The organism is Halopiger thermotolerans, from assembly GCF_054654555.1.
Map to the genome: position 1 here is coordinate 1,419,142 of NZ_BAAIEU010000004.1, position 17,819 is coordinate 1,436,960.

20 protein-coding genes are annotated in these 17,819 nt (G+C 62.7%); all 20 read right to left on the minus strand.

The genetic code is table 11. From position 1 onward, the window contains the following. Nucleotides 1-11 precede the first annotated feature (11 nt). The 20 genes from ACYQ26_RS14730 to ACYQ26_RS14825 all read right to left on the minus strand — a co-directional run bounded on the left by ACYQ26_RS14730 (nucleotide 12) and on the right by ACYQ26_RS14825 (nucleotide 17,817). The gene (locus ACYQ26_RS14730; RefSeq protein ID WP_459809652.1) at nucleotides 12-3,407 is read right to left on the minus strand and encodes a fibronectin type III domain-containing protein; all 3,396 of its coding nucleotides are present in this window, start codon (nucleotides 3,405-3,407) and stop codon (nucleotides 12-14) included. Next, nucleotides 3,408-4,559, minus strand: coding sequence for a hypothetical protein (locus ACYQ26_RS14735; RefSeq protein WP_459809653.1), 1,152 nt, complete (start codon nucleotides 4,557-4,559; stop codon nucleotides 3,408-3,410). Beyond that, nucleotides 4,556-6,904, minus strand: coding sequence for a phage tail tape measure protein (locus ACYQ26_RS14740; RefSeq protein WP_459809654.1), 2,349 nt, complete (start codon nucleotides 6,902-6,904; stop codon nucleotides 4,556-4,558). Before ACYQ26_RS14740 ends, ACYQ26_RS14735 begins: the two co-directional genes overlap by 4 nt. Nucleotides 6,905-7,107: 203 nt before the next feature. Next, the gene (locus tag ACYQ26_RS14745; protein ID WP_459809655.1) at nucleotides 7,108-7,596 is read right to left on the minus strand and encodes a hypothetical protein; all 489 of its coding nucleotides are present in this window, start codon (nucleotides 7,594-7,596) and stop codon (nucleotides 7,108-7,110) included. Nucleotides 7,597-7,606: 10 nt separating this feature from the next. Further along, nucleotides 7,607-8,128: a hypothetical protein gene (locus tag ACYQ26_RS14750; RefSeq protein WP_459809656.1), complete on the minus strand. Its 522-nt coding sequence runs from the start codon at nucleotides 8,126-8,128 to the stop codon at nucleotides 7,607-7,609. A gap of 3 nt (nucleotides 8,129-8,131) precedes the next feature. Beyond that, a complete protein-coding gene (locus tag ACYQ26_RS14755) occupies nucleotides 8,132-8,443 on the minus strand; it encodes a hypothetical protein (RefSeq protein WP_459809657.1) in 312 nt (103 codons plus the stop codon). 142 nt (nucleotides 8,444-8,585) lie between these two features. Then, complete coding sequence (locus tag ACYQ26_RS14760; protein WP_459809658.1) at nucleotides 8,586-9,020, minus strand: hypothetical protein; 435 nt, start codon at nucleotides 9,018-9,020, stop codon at nucleotides 8,586-8,588. Then, nucleotides 9,017-9,145, minus strand: a complete 129-nt coding sequence (locus ACYQ26_RS14765) for a hypothetical protein (protein ID WP_459809659.1) — start codon at nucleotides 9,143-9,145, stop codon at nucleotides 9,017-9,019. Before ACYQ26_RS14765 ends, ACYQ26_RS14760 begins: the two co-directional genes overlap by 4 nt. Beyond that, nucleotides 9,145-9,528, minus strand: coding sequence for an HK97-gp10 family putative phage morphogenesis protein (locus tag ACYQ26_RS14770; protein ID WP_459809660.1), 384 nt, complete (start codon nucleotides 9,526-9,528; stop codon nucleotides 9,145-9,147). Before ACYQ26_RS14770 ends, ACYQ26_RS14765 begins: the two co-directional genes overlap by 1 nt. Nucleotides 9,529-9,530: 2 nt before the next feature. Then, on the minus strand, nucleotides 9,531-9,959 hold the full coding sequence (locus tag ACYQ26_RS14775; RefSeq protein ID WP_459809661.1) for a hypothetical protein: 429 nt from the start codon (nucleotides 9,957-9,959) through the stop codon (nucleotides 9,531-9,533). Nucleotides 9,960-9,962: 3 nt separating this feature from the next. Further along, complete coding sequence (locus ACYQ26_RS14780; protein ID WP_459809662.1) at nucleotides 9,963-10,319, minus strand: hypothetical protein; 357 nt, start codon at nucleotides 10,317-10,319, stop codon at nucleotides 9,963-9,965. A gap of 3 nt (nucleotides 10,320-10,322) precedes the next feature. Next, nucleotides 10,323-10,700: a hypothetical protein gene (locus ACYQ26_RS14785; RefSeq protein ID WP_459809663.1), complete on the minus strand. Its 378-nt coding sequence runs from the start codon at nucleotides 10,698-10,700 to the stop codon at nucleotides 10,323-10,325. A gap of 3 nt (nucleotides 10,701-10,703) precedes the next feature. After that, nucleotides 10,704-11,570 (minus strand): phage major capsid protein, encoded by an 867-nt coding sequence (locus tag ACYQ26_RS14790; protein WP_459809664.1) that lies wholly within the window; start codon nucleotides 11,568-11,570, stop codon nucleotides 10,704-10,706. Nucleotides 11,571-11,596: 26 nt separating this feature from the next. Then, complete coding sequence (locus ACYQ26_RS14795; RefSeq protein ID WP_459809665.1) at nucleotides 11,597-11,995, minus strand: hypothetical protein; 399 nt, start codon at nucleotides 11,993-11,995, stop codon at nucleotides 11,597-11,599. 2 nt (nucleotides 11,996-11,997) lie between these two features. After that, entirely contained in the window at nucleotides 11,998-12,174 is a 177-nt protein-coding gene (locus ACYQ26_RS14800; protein ID WP_459809666.1) for a hypothetical protein, read from the minus strand. After that, nucleotides 12,174-13,439, minus strand: coding sequence for a hypothetical protein (locus ACYQ26_RS14805; RefSeq protein WP_459809667.1), 1,266 nt, complete (start codon nucleotides 13,437-13,439; stop codon nucleotides 12,174-12,176). Before ACYQ26_RS14805 ends, ACYQ26_RS14800 begins: the two co-directional genes overlap by 1 nt. 62 nt (nucleotides 13,440-13,501) lie before the next feature. Further along, nucleotides 13,502-14,395 (minus strand): hypothetical protein, encoded by an 894-nt coding sequence (locus ACYQ26_RS14810; RefSeq protein ID WP_459809668.1) that lies wholly within the window; start codon nucleotides 14,393-14,395, stop codon nucleotides 13,502-13,504. Next, nucleotides 14,395-15,936, minus strand: coding sequence for a hypothetical protein (locus tag ACYQ26_RS14815; protein WP_459809669.1), 1,542 nt, complete (start codon nucleotides 15,934-15,936; stop codon nucleotides 14,395-14,397). Before ACYQ26_RS14815 ends, ACYQ26_RS14810 begins: the two co-directional genes overlap by 1 nt. Nucleotides 15,937-15,938: 2 nt before the next feature. After that, nucleotides 15,939-17,315: a phage terminase large subunit gene (locus ACYQ26_RS14820; RefSeq protein WP_459809670.1), complete on the minus strand. Its 1,377-nt coding sequence runs from the start codon at nucleotides 17,313-17,315 to the stop codon at nucleotides 15,939-15,941. Then, complete coding sequence (locus ACYQ26_RS14825; protein ID WP_459809671.1) at nucleotides 17,302-17,817, minus strand: hypothetical protein; 516 nt, start codon at nucleotides 17,815-17,817, stop codon at nucleotides 17,302-17,304. Before ACYQ26_RS14825 ends, ACYQ26_RS14820 begins: the two co-directional genes overlap by 14 nt. Nucleotides 17,818-17,819: the final 2 nt, after the last annotated feature.

Consider the following 17,819-nt stretch of genomic DNA (forward strand, 5'->3'; position numbering starts at 1 on the left):
CGTCGCTGGCATTATCGATCCTCCACCATTGCGTGGTCGGTTTCCGAGATGACTTTCGTTCGGTACTTCTCGCCGTTCAGCAGGCTGTCAGCGGTGTAGCTGGTGGTTCCTGCGGAGAGCAGCCCGGAGTTGTCGGTGCCGATCCAGATGTCGTCCCACCACATCTCGTGTTTGGCATCGCTGTCGCCCCATATCCCGCCGCTGTAGCTCCACAGTTCGACGGTCTCCACGTCGGTCCCGTTCTTGAGCGGGACCGTCTCGACGTAATGGACGCTGCCAGAGGGCGACCAGAAGGCGACTGTAGCTTCGCTATTGGCCCAGTCGAAGAGAATCCCGGTCCAGACCCAGTGATCGTAGTAATCGACGCCTGCAGCGTCATACTGATCCACGGGACTGAAGCGTCCCGACGCGCCATTTGCGTCATCGATTTCCCACTGGGGGTTGTCGCTCGCGACGCCTATTTCGTAGTTCCCGTTCGAGTTCTTCAGTCGGATGCCGCCGCCCCAACTGTTGCTCGTCTCGTTCCACCAGTAGCTCACGAAGTCGACCTGCTCGCCGCCGGAGTGGACGGTCCACGACGCCTGCGGTGATCCGCTGACGACACTGCTGCTGTAGGCGGCGTAGGACCCGCTGTGGACGCGATCCGTAACCTGTGAAAGGTCGTTGACGGTCCAGCCGGTGAGTCCGTCCTCCCAGCTTTCAGTCTCGGTTTCGTGCCGGGCAGTGATGACCCGATGTCCGTTTTCGTTGTCGACGTTATCCGTCCACGACAGATCTGCAGTCGTGGGGTTGATCGCGTCGACGGTGAGTCCGGTTGTTTCGGGAAATTTCGCGACAGCAGTAGCCGAGATGTAGCTCGAGGCGAAGATGCGTTGATACGACCCGTGCCGGTGCTGCTCAAGGAACGCTCGGGTTCGAACATCGTATTCTTCGCCGTCAGCGAGACCGGTGATCGTCGTCGAGGTGCTAGATACGTCGTCGTGGTGCGTCCACGACGAGCTGCTACTCTTTCGGTATTCGGTGTCGTATTGCTTCCAGAACGTCGCGTTATTCGTCCATCCAGCAGTAATTTCGTCTTCAGCGGACGTATCGAGTTTGATGCCTGAAGGTTCAGCCGGCGTCGTGTACTCGTCGACGATGTCGCTGACGACGACGCGATCGACGGCAAAGTAATCGCCGCCGTACATCCCGGTGCCCGTCGTCGTCCCGATCCGGATGCGGTTGTCCGTCGACAGGAGCGACCCATCGATCGGGACGTGAACTTCGTACCATCCCTGTTGATTGTACTCCCAGTGGTAGTGCCGTACCGGCTGCCACGACGAGCCATCGTACCACGAGATGCCGAAGTTTTCGGCATCGTCGTCGAGGGATGCCGTCGCAAAGACGCAGCGGACGTGGACATTGGAATTACCGGAGAGGTCGCCGAGGTTCTTCTGAATCCACGTCCCTTGATCGCTGTCGACCCCTTCGCCGTAGAAGTAGTACGACCCCTCGTCGCCCCCGCCAATCGTCAAGTCCCCGGGGCCGCTGCCGGAGATGACCCCGGTGTCGCCCGCGAGATTCGAGGAGTCCCACGCGCTCAGATCGCCGGACTCGAAGTCGTCCTCGAAGAAGACGTTGTTTTCGTTCCCGTAGTCGGCATACACGAACTTCGACTTCTTCCCATGCGCGACTGTTTGGATGCGGAACTGGTACCGAGCATCCCGCTGGATCGGGTCGTCAGAAACCGTTGCAGTATATCCGCTTTCGGTTGTCCCCTCGCTGCTCCCCGCGAAATACGACCAGTTGCTCCATCCGTTGCCGGTGTCCTCGCGATACCGGATGTCGTAGTGGACGGCGATGTCGCTTTGGTGGGACCATGAGAACTCGATCGTATCCCCGTCCGGCCTCGAGACACTCGGATTGTGGGGCGGGATGGGCGTGGTGTAGGCCGTTCCCGTCGACACCCACGATGAACTGCCGACCGAATTCTCTGCGCGAATCCGAAAGACGAACGACGAGTCAATACCAACCTGCCGTTCGTACGCCGCGTCGGACGATGGCGTGTACGTTGCCGAGGTCGTCGATGCACCCGGGGTCGATGGTCCGCCCGCTGGATCGCTCCACCCGGTCCCGTCCCGGTCCATTTCGATCGTGTAGCTCCCCCGCTCGCCGTTCCAGTCCGACGGCTCGTCCCACGTAAAGTCGATCTGATCGTCAGCGACGACTGAAAGAGCGGGGTTGCGTGGGGGTTCAGGCGCGGAGATCCCGCCGTGGTAGACGATGTAGTCGAACCACATGTCCATGAAGTGGTCCGAAGACCACGCGCCAATGGCGACCTCGGCGATGTCGACGCCGTGATTGAGACTGACATTGACGCTGCCCCCCGAGCCCGACGACAGCCCGAGCCACGCGATCGAGACCTTGCCGGCGCTCCAGTCGAACATGAACGTGCAGCGCACCCACTCGTCGTAATTGGCCTCGGAGCCAAGTGATGTTGCAGAGTCGCTTTCGGACCCGTTGTTATAGCTGAATTGCGGGTTATTCGTCCCGGCAGCGACCTCGAGATTGCCGTTACTGTTGTAGATCGCGAGGCAGCCGCCGTTCGAGTTGTCGACCTCGTTGTAGTAGAACGTCAGCCCGAAGGGGTTCCCCGCATCGAACGACCGAACCGCCTGTCGGTACGAGTTGCCCGACGGGTAGTCGTAGTCGTAGACCGAGCGCGATCCCTCATACGCCCTCGAGCCGTCGTTCGTGGTGTCGCCGTTGACGGTCCAGCCGGACATGTCGCCGTCCTCCCAGTCCTCGTAGAGCGTCTTCTTGTGCTCCGTCGTATTCGAGACTGAGATGGCGTCGAACCACGCGGTGTAGTTGTCGACCCGGCTCTCGAAGTGGTCGAAGTGAGACGCCGAGCCGTTGTACATGAAGTGGAACGGCCCGTAGGTCGTTCCGTTGTACTCGACGTAGTACTCGTTGCGCGAGTAATGGACCTCGACCGTGATCTCGATCCACGTATCCGTCGGGCAGCTCGCGATCGGGACCTGTACCCCGTTCCCCGAGCCGTCGCCGTCCACGGCGTGGATATTCGACCCGTCCTGTACCAGATCGATGTTCCACGAGAACTCCGCGCCGTTCGGTGCTGATGCTGTGTTCTTAAACTCGATGGAGTCGACGCCGGAGTTGTTTTTCGACCCGACGTAGGCGTGGAAGGTGATGCGGTGGTCCCCGCTGGGGGAGTAGGCGCTGGTATAGGCGTGGACGTGGGACGGCGACCCGGTATTCGTGTTTTCGATCTTGAACGACGTAGAGCCGTCGTATGATCGAGCGGTGTCGGTCTGACACTCGCCATTGCTGTTATCGCGGTTGACGCTCCAATCGCTCGGAACGACTCCGTCTCCATGCTCGTCGAAGGATTCAGTCCATGCCATCTATCGTCGCACCTCGTTGCGGCTGATGAGCGTCTTACTCGCGTTCGGATCTACGACCGACGTCGACGCGATCGGCTCGAGCCACGACTCGAGATCAGCGGGTACGGGACCCGTCTCGCCGGCCGGAATGGAGAACTGCACCGTATCCCAGCCGGCATGGACGATCGCGTTCAGCGCGAACAACGAGCCGTCGACGTCGAACGTCAGCTGCGCCTGGTCGCGAACCATCGCGACCGACGTGAGATCGACGTCGAACAGCGAGACCGTCGACGGCTGATCGGCCTCGAGGCCGACCGTCGTCCAAGAGCCGCTCGAGGAGTCCCACTCCTCGGCCTCGAGGGTACCCGCGGCCTCGTCGAGGCGCAGGCGGATCAGACCGTTATCCATCACGACCTCGCCGGCGGCCTCGTGGCCACGTGAAAAGATACGCTGCCAGACGCGCTCGCCGTCGACTTCTCGCGTATCGAAGCTGCGAGTATCGAACACGCGCACCTCACCTGCTGCGTCCTGCTGCTTGTCGAGTTCGAAGAGCAGCGTCGGCGTCTCCGCGTCGCCGAGCGTGTATCCGGAATCCTCGAGGTTGTAGAGCTCGACGTCACCGTACGCCGTCTGCTTCGTGGCAGTTGGTGCAGCAAGTGAGCGGGAGCCGTTGAGACGCCACTGAACGTTTCGGGCAGCGCTCGGCAGTGCAACCGTGGCTGAAGTATCGTTGCCGTACTCGTGGTCGATATTTTGATTCGGGTTGGTTTCGAGCGCGCGGAGATGTGAGCCGATCGAGCCGCTCCACTCGAGGCTGAGCGAGAGATCTTCCGTGTCATCGTCGCTCAGTTTGTCGGTCGTCGAGAGGTTTAGCCGAGGTGTCCGTGTCGTGTTTGAGGCGACGTAGTAGCCGTCGATGCCGACCGGCCCCGTCCCGGCGACCGCGACCGGCGCGAACGTCGGCGTGTTCAGCAGCGTGTCGATCTCGGCGGCCCGCCAGGAGACGTCGTTGCCCTCGAGGTAGATCTGGACGTCGACCGACTGGGGCGAACTCGAGGCGGGATCTGCGCGGCCGATATCCTCGAGTGGCTCTTCAGTCGCGAGGTTGAGGCCGCCGTTGACCGGTCGCACTTCGACGCAGTCATCGGGGACTTCGATCGGGCCCAGGATCATGTGCGCGATCCCTCCACGATGACTTCGTCGACGACCTCACGGATCAGATCGCGCAGTGCTCGCTCGCTGTTGCTGGCCTCCAGCCTGAGCCGCGTTCCGTTGATCTCTTGGGGCAGCTGGTCGATCCGGGTCGCGATCTGCTCGAGGAGTTTCTCGGTTCGGTCCTTCTTCGTCTTGGTGTCGGTGCTGTCTCCGCTGGTGCTACTGTTAGCCATCAGCCGCTTGATCTGCGATTCCGAATCGACCGAGATCTCGTCGAACTTGCTGGGATCGACGTTGCCCTCAACGTCGAGATCGCGGTTCTCGAGTTCGGCGTAGATCCCTTGGATCGCCTTCGCCTCTTCCTTCTTCTGGGTGAGTTTCGATTCGGCGACATCGGCTGCGACATCTTGGTCGACGTCGGCGAGCGTGTCAGCGCTCCGGACCTGCTCTAACTGATCCTGCAGTTTCTGGACCTCTTCACGCGCTCGCATGTACTCCTCGCCGGTCGCCTCTGCCCGCTGTTTTTCGGCTTCGGCGAGTTGCTTCTCGAGGCGACTCTGGATATCGTCGACGGAGAGTGATTCGACGATGCTGGACGAGGCACTCTGGCCGAAGGACTGGCCGAACTCCTGGCCAGCCTGCTTGCCCTGTTCCCCGAACGCATCTTTGTTGAGGCCGACTTCCTCTGGAGACGGCATTCCGTTCTGGTCGTCCAGTATATCGGGCTGCATTCCGCTCTCGCTAGAACCTTGTAGGCCGAACGGGTCGGAGATGTGCTCGTTAAGAGCCTGTTTTGCGTCGTCGGTCGCGTCCTCTGCGTTGTTGACCATGTCGCGGAGCTTCCCTTCGATGTCTTCGGTCTCGATTTTGACTTTGGGCAGCTTGTTGATCTGCTGGATCAACCACTCGATGATTTTCCCGATCACGCCGGCGCCCTCCTCCGTCCACTGACGGATGTTCCCCCAGTCAGCAGCCCATGCTGCGGCGAGCGCACCGGAAGCCGCAATCAGTGCATAGATCGGGAGGAGGATCGGGGATAGGAGACCGTTGACTGCTGTCAGCGAGGGGATCACTGCTCCGTAGTTGACTGCGGCCAGGCTGGCTTTTGCAGTAGTGAGGACACCGTATGCCCCGGAGAGGGCGACGATCGACTGAGCGAGCAGCCCAGCCATCACGAGGATCGGGCCAAGCGAGGCGGCTAACCCACCAGCGACAAGGATCGCCCGCTGCTGATCTTCGTTCAAGTTCTGAAACTGTTGTGCCGCGCCCTTGATGTGACCAGTCGCGGTTGACAGCATCGGGAGCAGTTGGGAGCCGAGCGTGATACCGACGTCTTCCAGGTTCGATCGGGTGATTTGAAGCTCGGCATTCAGGGTGTCCCGTTGCGTCTGGGCCATGTCTTCAGTAGCCCCTTCGGCTTCGCGGAGTCGTTGTGCATTCTGCTCGAGAGCGCCAGACCCTTCCGAGATCAGCGCCGCCATGGCTGGACCTGCTTCGGTGCCGAAGATACGTGCGGCGTCGGAGGCCTCGACACCAGCCTTCTCCATGTTCTCGAGGATCTGAGCGAGCGATAGGACATTGCCCTGCGCGTCTCGCGTCTGGACGCCCATCTCCTGCAGCCGCTTGGTGACTGGCGAGCTCTCGTCGGAGATCTGCGAGAGGACGTTCCGCAGCGCTGTTCCGGCGCGTTCGCCCTGGATACCGACGTCACCCATCTGCCCGATCGCAGCGGACGCCTCCTCGATCGAGATGCCGAGCGACGAGGCGATTGGCGCGACCTTCGACATCGCCGTACTCATGTCCTGCATCGTCTGGTTGTGGTTCGACACAGTGGCAGTGAGTGTGTCAGTCACCTCGCTCATCTCGGAGGCTTCGTAGTTGAACGCCGACATGACGTTCGTCGCGACGTCTGTCGCTTCGGCCATCTGGAGGTTACCGGCTTCTGCGAACGCAGCGACCTGCGGCATCGCCTCGATGGCCTGTTGCGCGTCGAGGCCGGCACTAGCGAGATAGTAGTACGACTGTGCAGCCTGCTCTGCACTATGGGTCGTCGTGTTCGCGACCTCGCGGGCCCGCTCCTCGAGCCGCTTGCGCATCGCCTCGTCGACGTCGCCCATGACGGCGATCGAGCGCTGCATAGCCTGGTCGAAGTTCGCCGCTGCCCGAGCAGATAACGCGCCCATCGCAACGAGCGGTGCCGTGATCCCGGCTGTCATCGACTTACCGACGGACGTCAGCCGCTCACCAGTACGCTGGGCTCTGCCAGCGAGGCCGTCGAGGTCGTCCTGTGCGCCTTTTAACCCCGATTCGAAGCCGTCCTTATCGAGCTCAAGGACGGCAGTCAGTGTTGATATGGTTGGCATTGTTAGAAATCACTTCGCGATCGCAAACGGTCCAAAAACAGCGTCGGCCAGTACTGGTAGCTCTGCTCAGAACTGGAACTGGTCGGCGATCCTCTCCTGCTGATCTTGGTGGATCAGGTAACGGCGGATCCAGAAGGTCTGCTTCGCGCCGTCCATCTGGAAGAACTCCTCTGGCCGGAAGCGTTGCTCACGGTTCAGCCAGTCTAAGAACTGTCCGAGAGGAGACTCTGCAACATCTTCAGCTGATTCTGGTGACCGTCGCCCCGACCAAGATTCATAAAATCCTGGTAGAGCTCACCTATTTCGTCGTCAGTGAATCCGAGCGTCTCCCGCCAGACGTCAGGGTCCTGCAGCGAAGGATCAACGGCATGATCGGAGAGCGTCTCCTCCATGCGCTCGAGACCGACCTGTGCTTCCTGGAGGAGTTCGAAGAGGTTCGCGCCGTCCTGCGCGTCCTTGATCAGCTTCTCCTGCCGATCCTCGAACTCCTGACGGGTCTCCGGATCCGGGTAGAGGAACTCGATCTCGACGCCGTGCCGTTCGACCACGAACGTGTCCCGGGCACGTGCGTCGAAGAGTTCCTGTGCCTTCCCATAGAGTTCGGCTGCTTCACGTTGCTCCTCGCGTTCTTGTTCCTGCATCGAGTCGAGCGCCGCGTTCGCGGCGTCAGCGTTAGCTACTGTGCTGGTCATGGCTCGTCAGTTAGGCGCTCGGAACGTAGTCGATCCAGGCGTCGCCCTCGACCCACCACGTCCACGACGCGGTCGGCGGCGTCGACGACGGGTCAACCTCGGGGCTCGTGAGCTCACAGTCAGCGAAGCGATGCAGGAGTTCCGAATCGGCTGGGATGTCGGCCGTGCTGAAGTCGGGTTCGTCGGCGAAGTACGCGATCTCGATGTACTCGTCGCCGTTGACCTCCCGGTCTGACTTGTCGAACGTGATCTTACCGTCCGAGTCGACCACGCCGATCTTCGACAGCGCCTCGAGGTCTGGTGCGATCGCCGATACGACCTCGACGTCGATCGTGTTGTCTGTCCTGAAGCGACGGGTACGACGCTCACTGCCGGGGTTGAAGTCCTCGTTGCTCTCGTCGATCGTGACTGAGAGGTCGTCCTTGGTACAGAGTCCGAGTACAGTTCGGACCGGGTCGGTGCCACTTTCGTCGCAGTGAACGACTGAAACGACGCTTCCCTCAACTTCGAGGTTGTTAGTGATGTCTGCCATGGGTTACTCCTTGAGAGTGATCTTCGATTTGCTGATCTTCGTTTCTCCGCCGAACTCCGCAGTGATCTCGACGAGATACGTCCCGGCGCCGTTCGCCGCCGACGTGTCCCAGACGTACTCGAACACGCCGACGTCGTTGTGCGTCATCGACTGCGCCGAGACCACTTCGGTCCCGTCGCTGTTGTCGATGATCGTGATGTTCGCATCGGGGGTGCCGTCGCTGCCTTGGTCGTCCGGATCGATCGCTCCTGAGTCGTCGGTGTAGGCGATCTCGATCGGGACGTCTTCGCCGTCGTATGCTGATTTGATAGTCATCGTTCACCTGGACCGTAGAATTTGAGTCGGCCGCGTACGCGGCCAGTGTCGTCTCGACCGAACGCCGCGTCGGGATGGGCGTTGGTGATCGTTGCGTCGACGTGCGCGGTTGGTCCGCGCGAGATCTGTCCTGTTGGCATAGCTATCGGGTGTAGGCGGAGACCTGCCAGTCTTGGATCAGTGCGAGTCGGTCGCCAGTGACCTCGGCCCAGCTGCTCGAGGCTGTCCCCTCCGGGAGGAGTCCAGGAGCCTCGACGGCGACATCCATCCGGTCGGCGACGTGCGACATGATTTCGGCCATGCGGTAGGTCGGTGCGTCTTGCTCGGACCGCCAGGCGTCCGTCGCGACGACGCTAATCTGGAGCCGAAACTGGCGCTGGGTGGTCGCGAACTTGTGGGACTGCTTGCTCGAGGTCTCCGTGATCGGCTGGACCCGGACGACGACTGGATCCTCCTGCGGATCCTTCGGCCAGCCCTCGTCGATCGCGCTGCTGTCCTCGAGGACCGCGACGAGATCGTCGTGGTCGCGCAGGTCGACGATCGTGTCTCGAAGGGCGTCGTGCATCCCGTAGGTCATAGATCGAACTCCATGAGCCGCTCTGTGCCGTTGATCGCTGTAACGACGAGTGCCCGACCGAGTGACGGCCAGGTCCAGACCCGCTTGATCTCGAGTGTGATGGTGAGGTCGGAGATATTGGTCATCAGTTCCCCACCTCGGAGGCTACTCGATAGATCAACTGCTCGATGTCGCGGACCAGTTCGCGTTGCTCACGGTCCAACGCAGGCCGGAGCATCGGTTGCGCGGCCATCTTCCTGGTCCCTTTCTCGACATATTCCGCGTAGTCAGCCGTATTCCCGACTTCCGTTGTGATCGTTGAACGGGGCGTTCTCGTTTCCGCTCGCCAAGAGGCCCTTAGATTCCCCGTATCTACCGGGGTCCGCTGCTGTGCCCCTTTTTGCATGTTCTGAGCGGCCTCTTCCATTCGCGAGACGAGACGCTCGTCGGCGAGAACGACCATCTTCGCCAACTCGGCCTGCGCGTCCTCGGGAGCGAAGCCGCTCTCGAAGTCGAGTTCGATGTCCATCGTCAGACCTCTACTTTCGCCGCCTCGAGTTCGATGTGTTCGGGGATCACCGAGTCCAGGCGCTGCAGGTTCGGTGGCTGGAGCGAATACGTACCAGTTACCCCCGCAAGCTCCACCCGGTCGTCTGCTGCAACGCCCAGCTGGTAGGATCGCCCGGTGACTGTCTCGTTGCCGTCGGCATCCGTCTCGGTTTCATCGACGACATCGCCGACTGCTCGAGCATCGACGAGGATCCGATAGACTTCTTGGGGCCACTCGCCGTAGACCTCGCGAACGTACGAGGCACTCTGTTGCTCGGCGCGGACCGGGACGTCAGAGTACTGTGCGACCCACTCGTAGACCGGCTCAGTCTCGCCGTACGGATCCTCTTCGGTCCCGGTCTGTTCCTCGCTGTAGAAGGTCGCCCGGTCGTTCTCGAAGCCGTCGATCATGAATTAGCTCCCCGTCGTCACGTTTCGGTCACTATCCCAGACAGCACTGCTACCGAGTTGGCCCGAGGGATCCCACTTTGAGAGATCAGCCCGAAGCTGTTCGATACGGCCCCGCTCGTAAGTCTTCCGCGCGTTGCCGACCTGCTGCTCCGATGCGGACCGCTCGGAGCTCGGAAGCGAGAGGATCTTGATCGCAGCGAGGAGTTCCTCGATGCGCCGGAGTTGCGTCTGGTCCATCGTGTCTGTGTCGTTGACCCGCTCGTTGTCCTCCTGGGCGCGGTCCAGATAATTCTGGATCTCGCTGTCGGACAGCGACGTGTCGATAAGTGCGCGGACGTCACTCGGAGCGGCTTCGGTCACGGGCTACTCCTCCAGTTCGTCGAGCCGATCGTCGATCGCGTCCGTCGCCCCGTCTCGATCCTTCTGCTCCTCCTCGAGGGTCCGCAGCGCTCGGAGCGTCTCCTCGTCGTCGACGTCTTCGAGTTTGTCCTCGATCTCGTGGATCGTGTTCGACTCGGGGTTGAACGGGAGCGTCCCGGACTCGGCGTCCCCGCTCGAGCCCTCGGGTCCGCGGCCGCCAGATTCGATGTGCCGGTGCATCGCCAGCAGCTTGTCGGCGACTGTCGGATCCTCGACGTACGCGTAGCCGTCCTCGTCGAACTCGAGCGGCGAGTCGTCGCCGAGGATCTGCGAGTTGTGGAGTTCGCCTGCCTCGCCGGACTCGTGTTTGAGGTAGGGCATGAGTTACGTCTGGATCGCGATGTTCGCGCTCGGCTGGGTTGCCGCGAAGCCGACGCGTTCGTCAACCTGGTAGACGGTGCTCTCGATCGACTCGTCGTAGTAGCTCGAGACGTTGAGCGCGCGCCGCGTCGACTCCCAGCCGAAGTTGGTCGGGTCGACGAGGTAGGCCTCGCCCTCAGAGTAGTTGCCGGTGTTGTCGAGGAAGACCGGGACGTCGCCGGCGACACCGAGGAACGCCTGCTGGCCGACGAGGTTGCCCTCGGGCAGAATCCCCATCTCGAGGACGGAGTCGCCGAGTTCAGACGCCTGCGTGAACTTGTCCATGTTCAGCAGGGCGTTCATGTTCTGGCCGCCGGTGAGCAGCCGGAGCTCGCCGAGGTCCAGCTCGTCCTGGAACGCCTGCTGGCGGGCGAGCGTGATGTCCTCGTACTCGATGACCCCGGAGGCCGCGTTCCCGGCGTCGATCGGGCCGGCGCTGTTGGTGTTGTTCGAGAGGATGTTGTACGCGATCCCGTCGACGCGCGTCTCCTCGGCGCGGATCAGGTCCTCTTCCTGATCCATCGTGATGTCGATAACGTTGTCCTCGACGTCCTCGTCGGGGATGACGATCTCGAGGCCGTACTTCGTGTGGGCGACTTGGACCGTGTCGTAGTCCTTCGTCGCTCGCGGGAACTCGGACCCCGGCGGAACCTCGGCAACGTCGCCGTCGAAGTCCCCATCGGAGATCGGGAACTCGACCGAGTTCGAGTCGTTGTTGGTCGCGTCGTAGTCGCGGAATGCGGTACGACTCTGGTACTTCTTGTTGCGGATCTTCTCGACGATCGATCGAACGTCGTCGTCGCTGATGATGTCGGATGCTTTCTGGGACATATGTGATTAGGATGAGTTATTTTCGTTTACAGCAGGACCCACGCGTAGCCGTCCGGTGCGTCCTGTCCGCGCCACGAGCCGCCGGCGCCTGAGAGGGCGTGGGCAGGACCGCCGCTCGAGGTGACGAGCAGACCGCTGTTGCCGTTTGCCGAGTCGCCGAGATCGAGGTCGTCGCCAGCGCTGACGGATCCCTCGACCGCCGCGACCGTTGGCCCGCCGACGTGGGTCGGCGCGATGCCGCTGTTCTCCGTTCGGCGTCCGCGAGCGCGGACTCCGAGCAGTTCGTGACCCGAGCCGGCGTCGCCGGGCTCGAGGTCGCCGCCGACGATTGCGATCGCATCGCCGGCTGCAGTCGACCCGTCCGAGTCCGCGTAGCCGATAGTCGTCGTACTGTCGCCGCCGTTCTGTCCGGGTTTAGATGCCATGATCAGTCACCTCCCTCGTCGTGGGCGTTGTTCATGCTCTCGACAACCGAGCGGAGAGAGGACCGCTTCTGGTGTGTCGACAGATCGAACACCAGACGCTCCTCCTCGTCCCGCTCGGTCCATTCGTCGGGGTGGTTTTCGACGAGCGCGTCGCGTTCTTCGTCGTAGTACAGCGTCATCAGAGGACCTCCAGGGCGCCGTCGTAGTCGTCGGCGCCGGCGAGCTCGGCCGCCTCGTTGCGGAGGGCTTCGACGCGCTCGTCGGGGAGCGCGTTGCCGACGTTCGAGAGCTTCGTGTTGATCTCCTCGATGCGCTCGATGTCCTCCTCGGACGGACCGCTCGAGCCACCTGAGCCGCCAGTCGGGCCAGAGCCCGTCTCCGGTGTCTGGGTGAGCGCCTCGACGTCGAGGTCACCGTCGTCAGTCTGGAACTCTGCGGCCATCGCGTCGAAGCTCATCGCCTCGACAGTGGCCTCGCGAAGACCGAGGTCCTGGGTGAGCGCCTCGGCCATCATGTCCTCGACGATCGCGACGCGCTCGCGCATCGCTTCGGCCTCTTCGGCGTCCATGACTTCGGGCTCGTCGAGGTCAGCCGCCTCTTCGATCAGTTCTTCGTGTTCGTCTGCCTGTTCCTCGAGTTCAGTGAGTCGATCGCGCACCTCGGCCTCGACGACCGTCGGGTCGTCCTTCTGCCGAGCCGCTGCGACCAGCTCTTTTTCCTTGTCAGTTAGGTCCATGAGTAGTGAGTCGTCGTTGGCCGGGGTGCTCTGGCCGTTATCGCCGCCATGGCCGTCATCGCCACCCGGGTGATCGGTGGTCAGTGCTTCGACGTCGACGCCGTAGTGAGCCGACAGCGCTTCGGCTGCTTCGGGCTCGATCTTCGGCGACTGGCCGACGTTGATCTCATTCGATGGGACGCCGCCGTCGGCGACCAGGGCGACGTCTCGGGCTGCCCGAACCTCGACCGGTTCGTAGATCGCATCCGGATCCCCTTCCTCGCCTTCGACGAGCTCGACCTCGCGGATGACGACCGGAGAGATCTGAGCGAGGCCGGTCTCGACGACCTCCTCGGCTTCCCAGTCGGCCAGGAAGCCGTCGAAAATGAGCCCGGCGTCCTCGTCGAACGCCGTGGCCGTGATCTCGCCGACCTTCTCGTCCATCGAGACGGCACCAGTCAGTGCTGGGCCGTCCTCGGTCATCGTGACGCCGACGTGTTGTTCGGGATCCAGTGAGTCTGCCAGCGTGATCGGCTTCCCCTCGAAGATGCCATCCTCGGCCATCTCCTCGAGGACGTCCGCTGGCCAGCGCGTGCGCTGCCCCGAGAGGCCCTCGGTGATGTCGTCGACGCCGAAGAGAACACCGTGGACTGGTAGCTGGTTGTCAGCCGGTTCCGCCGCGACGGCAGCGACGCCCGCGCCGTCGCTCAAGATCTCGTACGTGGTCATAGCATGCTGAAAAGTCCGTCCGGGTCTGGACCTCGGCCCCGGATCGCGTCATCGGTGGTCGGTCAGTTCCCGGTCCAAACTGTGTGTGCACACCGGCAGTTGGGGTGCTGCGGCAGGTTGCCGTAGGCCTCCGACGCCGGATACGGTGCGCCGGCAGCGTAGGCTCGGCACTGCGAACACGCCCCGTTCGCCAGGATGACGTCGACCTTCTCGACGCCGGCGCGCTCCCACTCCTTGAGCCGAGCCCAGTTGTGGGAGTTCATGAGCTCCGTCCGAGAGATCATCGTCGCCCGGTTCATCGCCGCTCGAGGCGTGCCATCCTCGACCTTTCCGAGGACATCCGAGACTCCGCTGGCGATCTCCCGCGGTCCGTCACCGCTGGCGAGTCCGTCTGTCAGTTCCCGGCGGACGTCGCGAGCGATATCGTCAGTCAGCCCGCGGAGTTCCTCGAGGTTTCGCGAGTAGAGGTGCTCGAGTTGCTCCTGGTGGACGGGCATCCGGACCGATGTCGTGATGGCCGCCTCATCAGCGCCGGCGCCGATGTTCAGCGCGCCCAGTTCGCGTTGGGCGTCTTCGACGCCCTTGAGGTAGGCGCGCTCGATGTACTGGTTCTCACCGCCGAACTCGGTGAGGACCTCGTTTTCGAGTTGCTGCTCGAGCCAGCGTTGGGCGGCGTCGACCTTCTGCGGGTCAGTCGTGAACTCGAACTGCCCGGACGTCGGCGCGTCGACGAGCGCCTCGGTTTGCAGTCCGAGTGCGTCGTTCTCGATGATACCCGTCCGGAGCGCCGAGCGGATCGCGGCCAGTCGGCCACGGAGCCGTTGGGCGTAGCGCTGCCGGATCGTCTTGATGCGGGTGGGTTCGTCGCGATCGCGGGCCCGCTCGAGGTATCGCTCATGGGCCGACGTCTGGTCCGGGACACCGACGTCGGTGTTAGTGGCGGCAGTCGCACTCATCAGTCGTCAGCCTCCGTAGAGTCGGGCCCGACCATGTCCTCGATCGACGGCGCAGACTCGTCGACGTCGATCTCGCCGTCGACGAAGACGTCCTCGGGAAGGTCCATCGTCGTCTGCAGGAACTGCTCGAGGTCGAGGACGGCGTCGATGGGGACGTTGCCGAGCCCCTCGTTTAGCGCCGTCATGAACTGCTCCATCTTCTCGATCTCGTCGTCGTCGAGCGTCGCGATCGGGTTGTCGCTCTCCTTCGGTGCAATCTTGACCTCGAGGCCGGACGGGTCAAGTTCTGGATGGCGGTCCGCGACCTCGCGGAAGGCTTGCGTCCAGTCGCGTTCGGCGTCGCGACGCTCTTCGATGATCGTGTCCTGATAGGAGTTCTCCTGACGGTCAGAGACGTGATTAGCGATGCTCTCGCCGAAGGCTGTCGCATACTTCGGTGCCGGGAGCGGTGCGAGGATGTCCGCGACGTAGTGCTCGAGCGGACCGTCGAGTTCGGGTATCGTCGGTTCCCACTGATCGGGCGTGATCGAGCCGTCGTGGCCGACGATCCCACCCGCCTCGAGACTGTCGACGTTGGCGACCCACTCGTCTTGCTCGTCCTGGTCCCACGTCTCGACGATCACCTCGTCGTTACCAACCTCGGTGACCTCCGTGTCGAACTCCACGAGCCACACGCCGTAGGCCGTCTTTTTAATCGCGACAGCACGGTCGCGTTTGATATCACGGTACTCCTCGGCGTCATCGGCACACGATTCGAGAATTGGCGTTCCGAAGATCCCTTCCTCGGTCGCGTCGTCGCCACCGATGTCCGGATCGAGTGTCCGCTTGAGAACGTCGTTCTGCGAGAGGTAGACCTCGTCCTCGTCCATCCCGCCGTTTCGCTGCCCGACGATGCTCTGGTCGTCGAACTGGACGTAGGCAGCGGCCTCGTCGCGCTTCGTGATCTCGTCCTCTTCGGCGATCTCCGTGTCTTCTGGATCCAGCAGGATGTTCTTGTTGGCGTACGTTCTCGCCGAGACGGTCTCTGGGCGGATGTGTTTGAAGCCCGTGATCCGCGCGTCGGGTTCGGTGACCTCGTCGTCGGCCTTGAGGTACTCGTTGAGCGTCGTGCCCTTGGTCCATTTCTGGAGGATGTCGACTTTCAGGTACGGGTAGAACGGCTGGTGCTTCTCGCCGGCCAGGACTGCGCAGTTCTCGAGGAAGCCCCCTTCGGGTGCGAAGTCCGGTACCTCGCCATCTTCGGGCGCCTCTCCCATGAAGTACGCTTGTGTCGTAGGGTCGTCCGCCTCGATCCGAACGCCTGGCTTGACAACATCGCGGACGAACTGGTTGAGGTTCGCGCGGATGATGCCGATCTCTCGGTACAGCTGGTGATACTCGTCGATGTCCTCGGGCGGGTTGAGGTCGTCGACGTCCGAGGACTCGATGAAGATCCGCGAGTTGCGGGTGACCGTCTCGACGGTCTGACTGAGCCGTTGGGCGAGCGCTTCGACGCGGCCTTTGATCGGGCCTGAGCGGGATTGTGATTCTGTCGTAGACATGGTTATCGAAGGGAGTTCTGACTGGGCATCGAGCCAGACTTGTAGCGGACGGTCGTTTCGCCCTCGACGTTTCCGTCGATCCCCCACGCGGCCAGGGCAAAGCTGTCGACGCTGTCGTCGAAGCCGTTGTCGGGCGCGTGGTATCGCGTGTAGCCCGAGTCGGAGACGTCCTCCTGGAGCTGTCGAAGCTCGAGGTGGAGCTGATCGAGTGCCTCGATATCGGGGACCGTCAGGTCGCCCGCCTCGACGAGCGTGGCCAGCGTCTCGATGAGTTGCTTCTTCATCTTCGGGCTGAACGCAACCGGCTCGATCGGGACGCCAGCGCCGTCGAGATCGGAGACGATCTTGTTGTCGCGGGAGGCGTCAGGGAGAACGGTGCCGCCGTAGGTCTCATACACGCCACGGATGTGATCCTCGATGCCGTCCCAGGACTCGTTCTGGGCCCGGTGGTAGTACGCGAGGTCGCCGGCGCCGTCGACGGCGAGCGTCACGCGGTAGTCTCGAGACCTCGCGAAGTCGGCGCCGATCGCGACCGGCGCCGTGACCGCGTTCGGATCACGCCGCACTTCGCCGACGAACTCACCAGAGACGTCGTACTCTCGATCGATAGTGACGTCGTAATCGCCGGTGAACAGCGTGTCGTCGAGATCGCGGAACACCTGGCCGCCGTCATCTGGCAGCTGGGCGAGATACTCGCGCTGGAAGATGTGTTCCGGGACGGACCCGCGCTTGTCCTCGGGGTTCTCAGCGAGGAATGGGTTGTCGGCGGACGTCGCATGCCACGACTCATACTCGGGGTAGTCGGCAGACTGCCCGTAGTCGAAGAAGCGGTGGAACCACGACCGCGGCCGGTACGGCTTTGAGATGATCAGCGCGCAGCCCTGCGAGTCGAGCAGCATCGGCTCGAGGTCGCCGTACCAGATCCCTTCGCGCATCTGGTCGGCCTCGTCGAGGACGATCCGGTCGACGCCCTCGCCCTGCAGTGACTTCGGCCGGTCGAACGTACGGAACTCGATCCGGACGCCGTTGATGAGTTCGATGAAGTACGGCTTGCTCTCGCCGTAGTCGGCGATCCAGGCGTCGGGGATCGCGCTCTTGATCTTGTCGTAGCCGTGCTTGTTGGCCTGGTCGTACGTCGGGCCGACCCACCAAACGAGCACTTTCCGGGGGTCGTCCGGGCCCCATTGCGAGGCCTCCGGACGACGGGCGTACTCGAGGACGTCGATCGCGCCGGTCACGTTCTTCCCGGCTCGGCGCCCCCAGCGGCAGACCCGGAAGCGGGCGTCCGACTCGAGGACCTCCCGCTGCTTCTCGTGGACGGAGTACTGCGGCGCCGGCGTGAGGACCTCCGGCTGGTGGGAGTCGCTACTCGTCGCCATCGTCATCCTCCGGAGCGTAGGTCACGAACTCGGCAGTGACGTCGTGCGTCGAATCGACATCCGCGTCGACGTCGGCGTCCATGTCGACCTCGCGCTTCTCGGTCTTCGAATAGCCGAACCCGCGCTCGAGGACCCAGTCATCGTCGACGTTTTCGAGGCGTTCGACGACACCCCGACCTCGCGCGCGTTGCCAGTCCAAATAGAACTCTGCAAGGTCGGTCTCCTTCCCGTCCTCGAGGTCTTCCTCGCCCCAGTTGAGCCAGTTTCGGAGTGTTTGCTCCGTAATGCCGGCGTACTGGGCACAGTGCTCTTTGAACGCGCCGGTTTCTGCGGCGCCGATGAGCTTCTCACGGCGGCCCTGGTCGAACTTGCGAAGGGCGCGATCGTCGTCGACGTGGTCGACGCATGGGCCGGAGTCGCGGTCGGTGCCCCAACCCGCTGGGCGCTGGCACGGCTGTCCGGAGTCCGTGTCAGTCGATCCGCAGCGGTCATCGTCAGTCATGG

Coding starts and splice junctions, on each gene's coding strand:
- ACYQ26_RS14820 (WP_459809670.1), bottom strand. CDS start 17,315: ATGGCGACGAGTAGCGACTCCCACCAGCCGGAGGTCCTCACGCCGGCG.
- ACYQ26_RS14745 (WP_459809655.1), bottom strand. CDS start 7,596: ATGACCAGCACAGTAGCTAACGCTGACGCCGCGAACGCGGCGCTCGAC.
- ACYQ26_RS14785 (WP_459809663.1), bottom strand. CDS start 10,700: ATGCCCTACCTCAAACACGAGTCCGGCGAGGCAGGCGAACTCCACAAC.
- ACYQ26_RS14790 (WP_459809664.1), bottom strand. CDS start 11,570: ATGTCCCAGAAAGCATCCGACATCATCAGCGACGACGACGTTCGATCG.
- ACYQ26_RS14765 (WP_459809659.1), bottom strand. CDS start 9,145: ATGACCAATATCTCCGACCTCACCATCACACTCGAGATCAAGCGGGTC.
- ACYQ26_RS14740 (WP_459809654.1), bottom strand. CDS start 6,904: ATGCCAACCATATCAACACTGACTGCCGTCCTTGAGCTCGATAAGGAC.
- ACYQ26_RS14810 (WP_459809668.1), bottom strand. CDS start 14,395: ATGAGTGCGACTGCCGCCACTAACACCGACGTCGGTGTCCCGGACCAG.
- ACYQ26_RS14760 (WP_459809658.1), bottom strand. CDS start 9,020: ATGACCTACGGGATGCACGACGCCCTTCGAGACACGATCGTCGACCTG.
- ACYQ26_RS14755 (WP_459809657.1), bottom strand. CDS start 8,443: ATGACTATCAAATCAGCATACGACGGCGAAGACGTCCCGATCGAGATC.
- ACYQ26_RS14800 (WP_459809666.1), bottom strand. CDS start 12,174: ATGACGCTGTACTACGACGAAGAACGCGACGCGCTCGTCGAAAACCAC.
- ACYQ26_RS14795 (WP_459809665.1), bottom strand. CDS start 11,995: ATGGCATCTAAACCCGGACAGAACGGCGGCGACAGTACGACGACTATC.
- ACYQ26_RS14735 (WP_459809653.1), bottom strand. CDS start 4,559: ATGATCCTGGGCCCGATCGAAGTCCCCGATGACTGCGTCGAAGTGCGA.
- ACYQ26_RS14730 (WP_459809652.1), bottom strand. CDS start 3,407: ATGGCATGGACTGAATCCTTCGACGAGCATGGAGACGGAGTCGTTCCG.
- ACYQ26_RS14775 (WP_459809661.1), bottom strand. CDS start 9,959: ATGATCGACGGCTTCGAGAACGACCGGGCGACCTTCTACAGCGAGGAA.
- ACYQ26_RS14805 (WP_459809667.1), bottom strand. CDS start 13,439: ATGACCACGTACGAGATCTTGAGCGACGGCGCGGGCGTCGCTGCCGTC.
- ACYQ26_RS14750 (WP_459809656.1), bottom strand. CDS start 8,128: ATGGCAGACATCACTAACAACCTCGAAGTTGAGGGAAGCGTCGTTTCA.
- ACYQ26_RS14770 (WP_459809660.1), bottom strand. CDS start 9,528: ATGGACATCGAACTCGACTTCGAGAGCGGCTTCGCTCCCGAGGACGCG.
- ACYQ26_RS14825 (WP_459809671.1), bottom strand. CDS start 17,817: ATGACTGACGATGACCGCTGCGGATCGACTGACACGGACTCCGGACAG.
- ACYQ26_RS14815 (WP_459809669.1), bottom strand. CDS start 15,936: ATGTCTACGACAGAATCACAATCCCGCTCAGGCCCGATCAAAGGCCGC.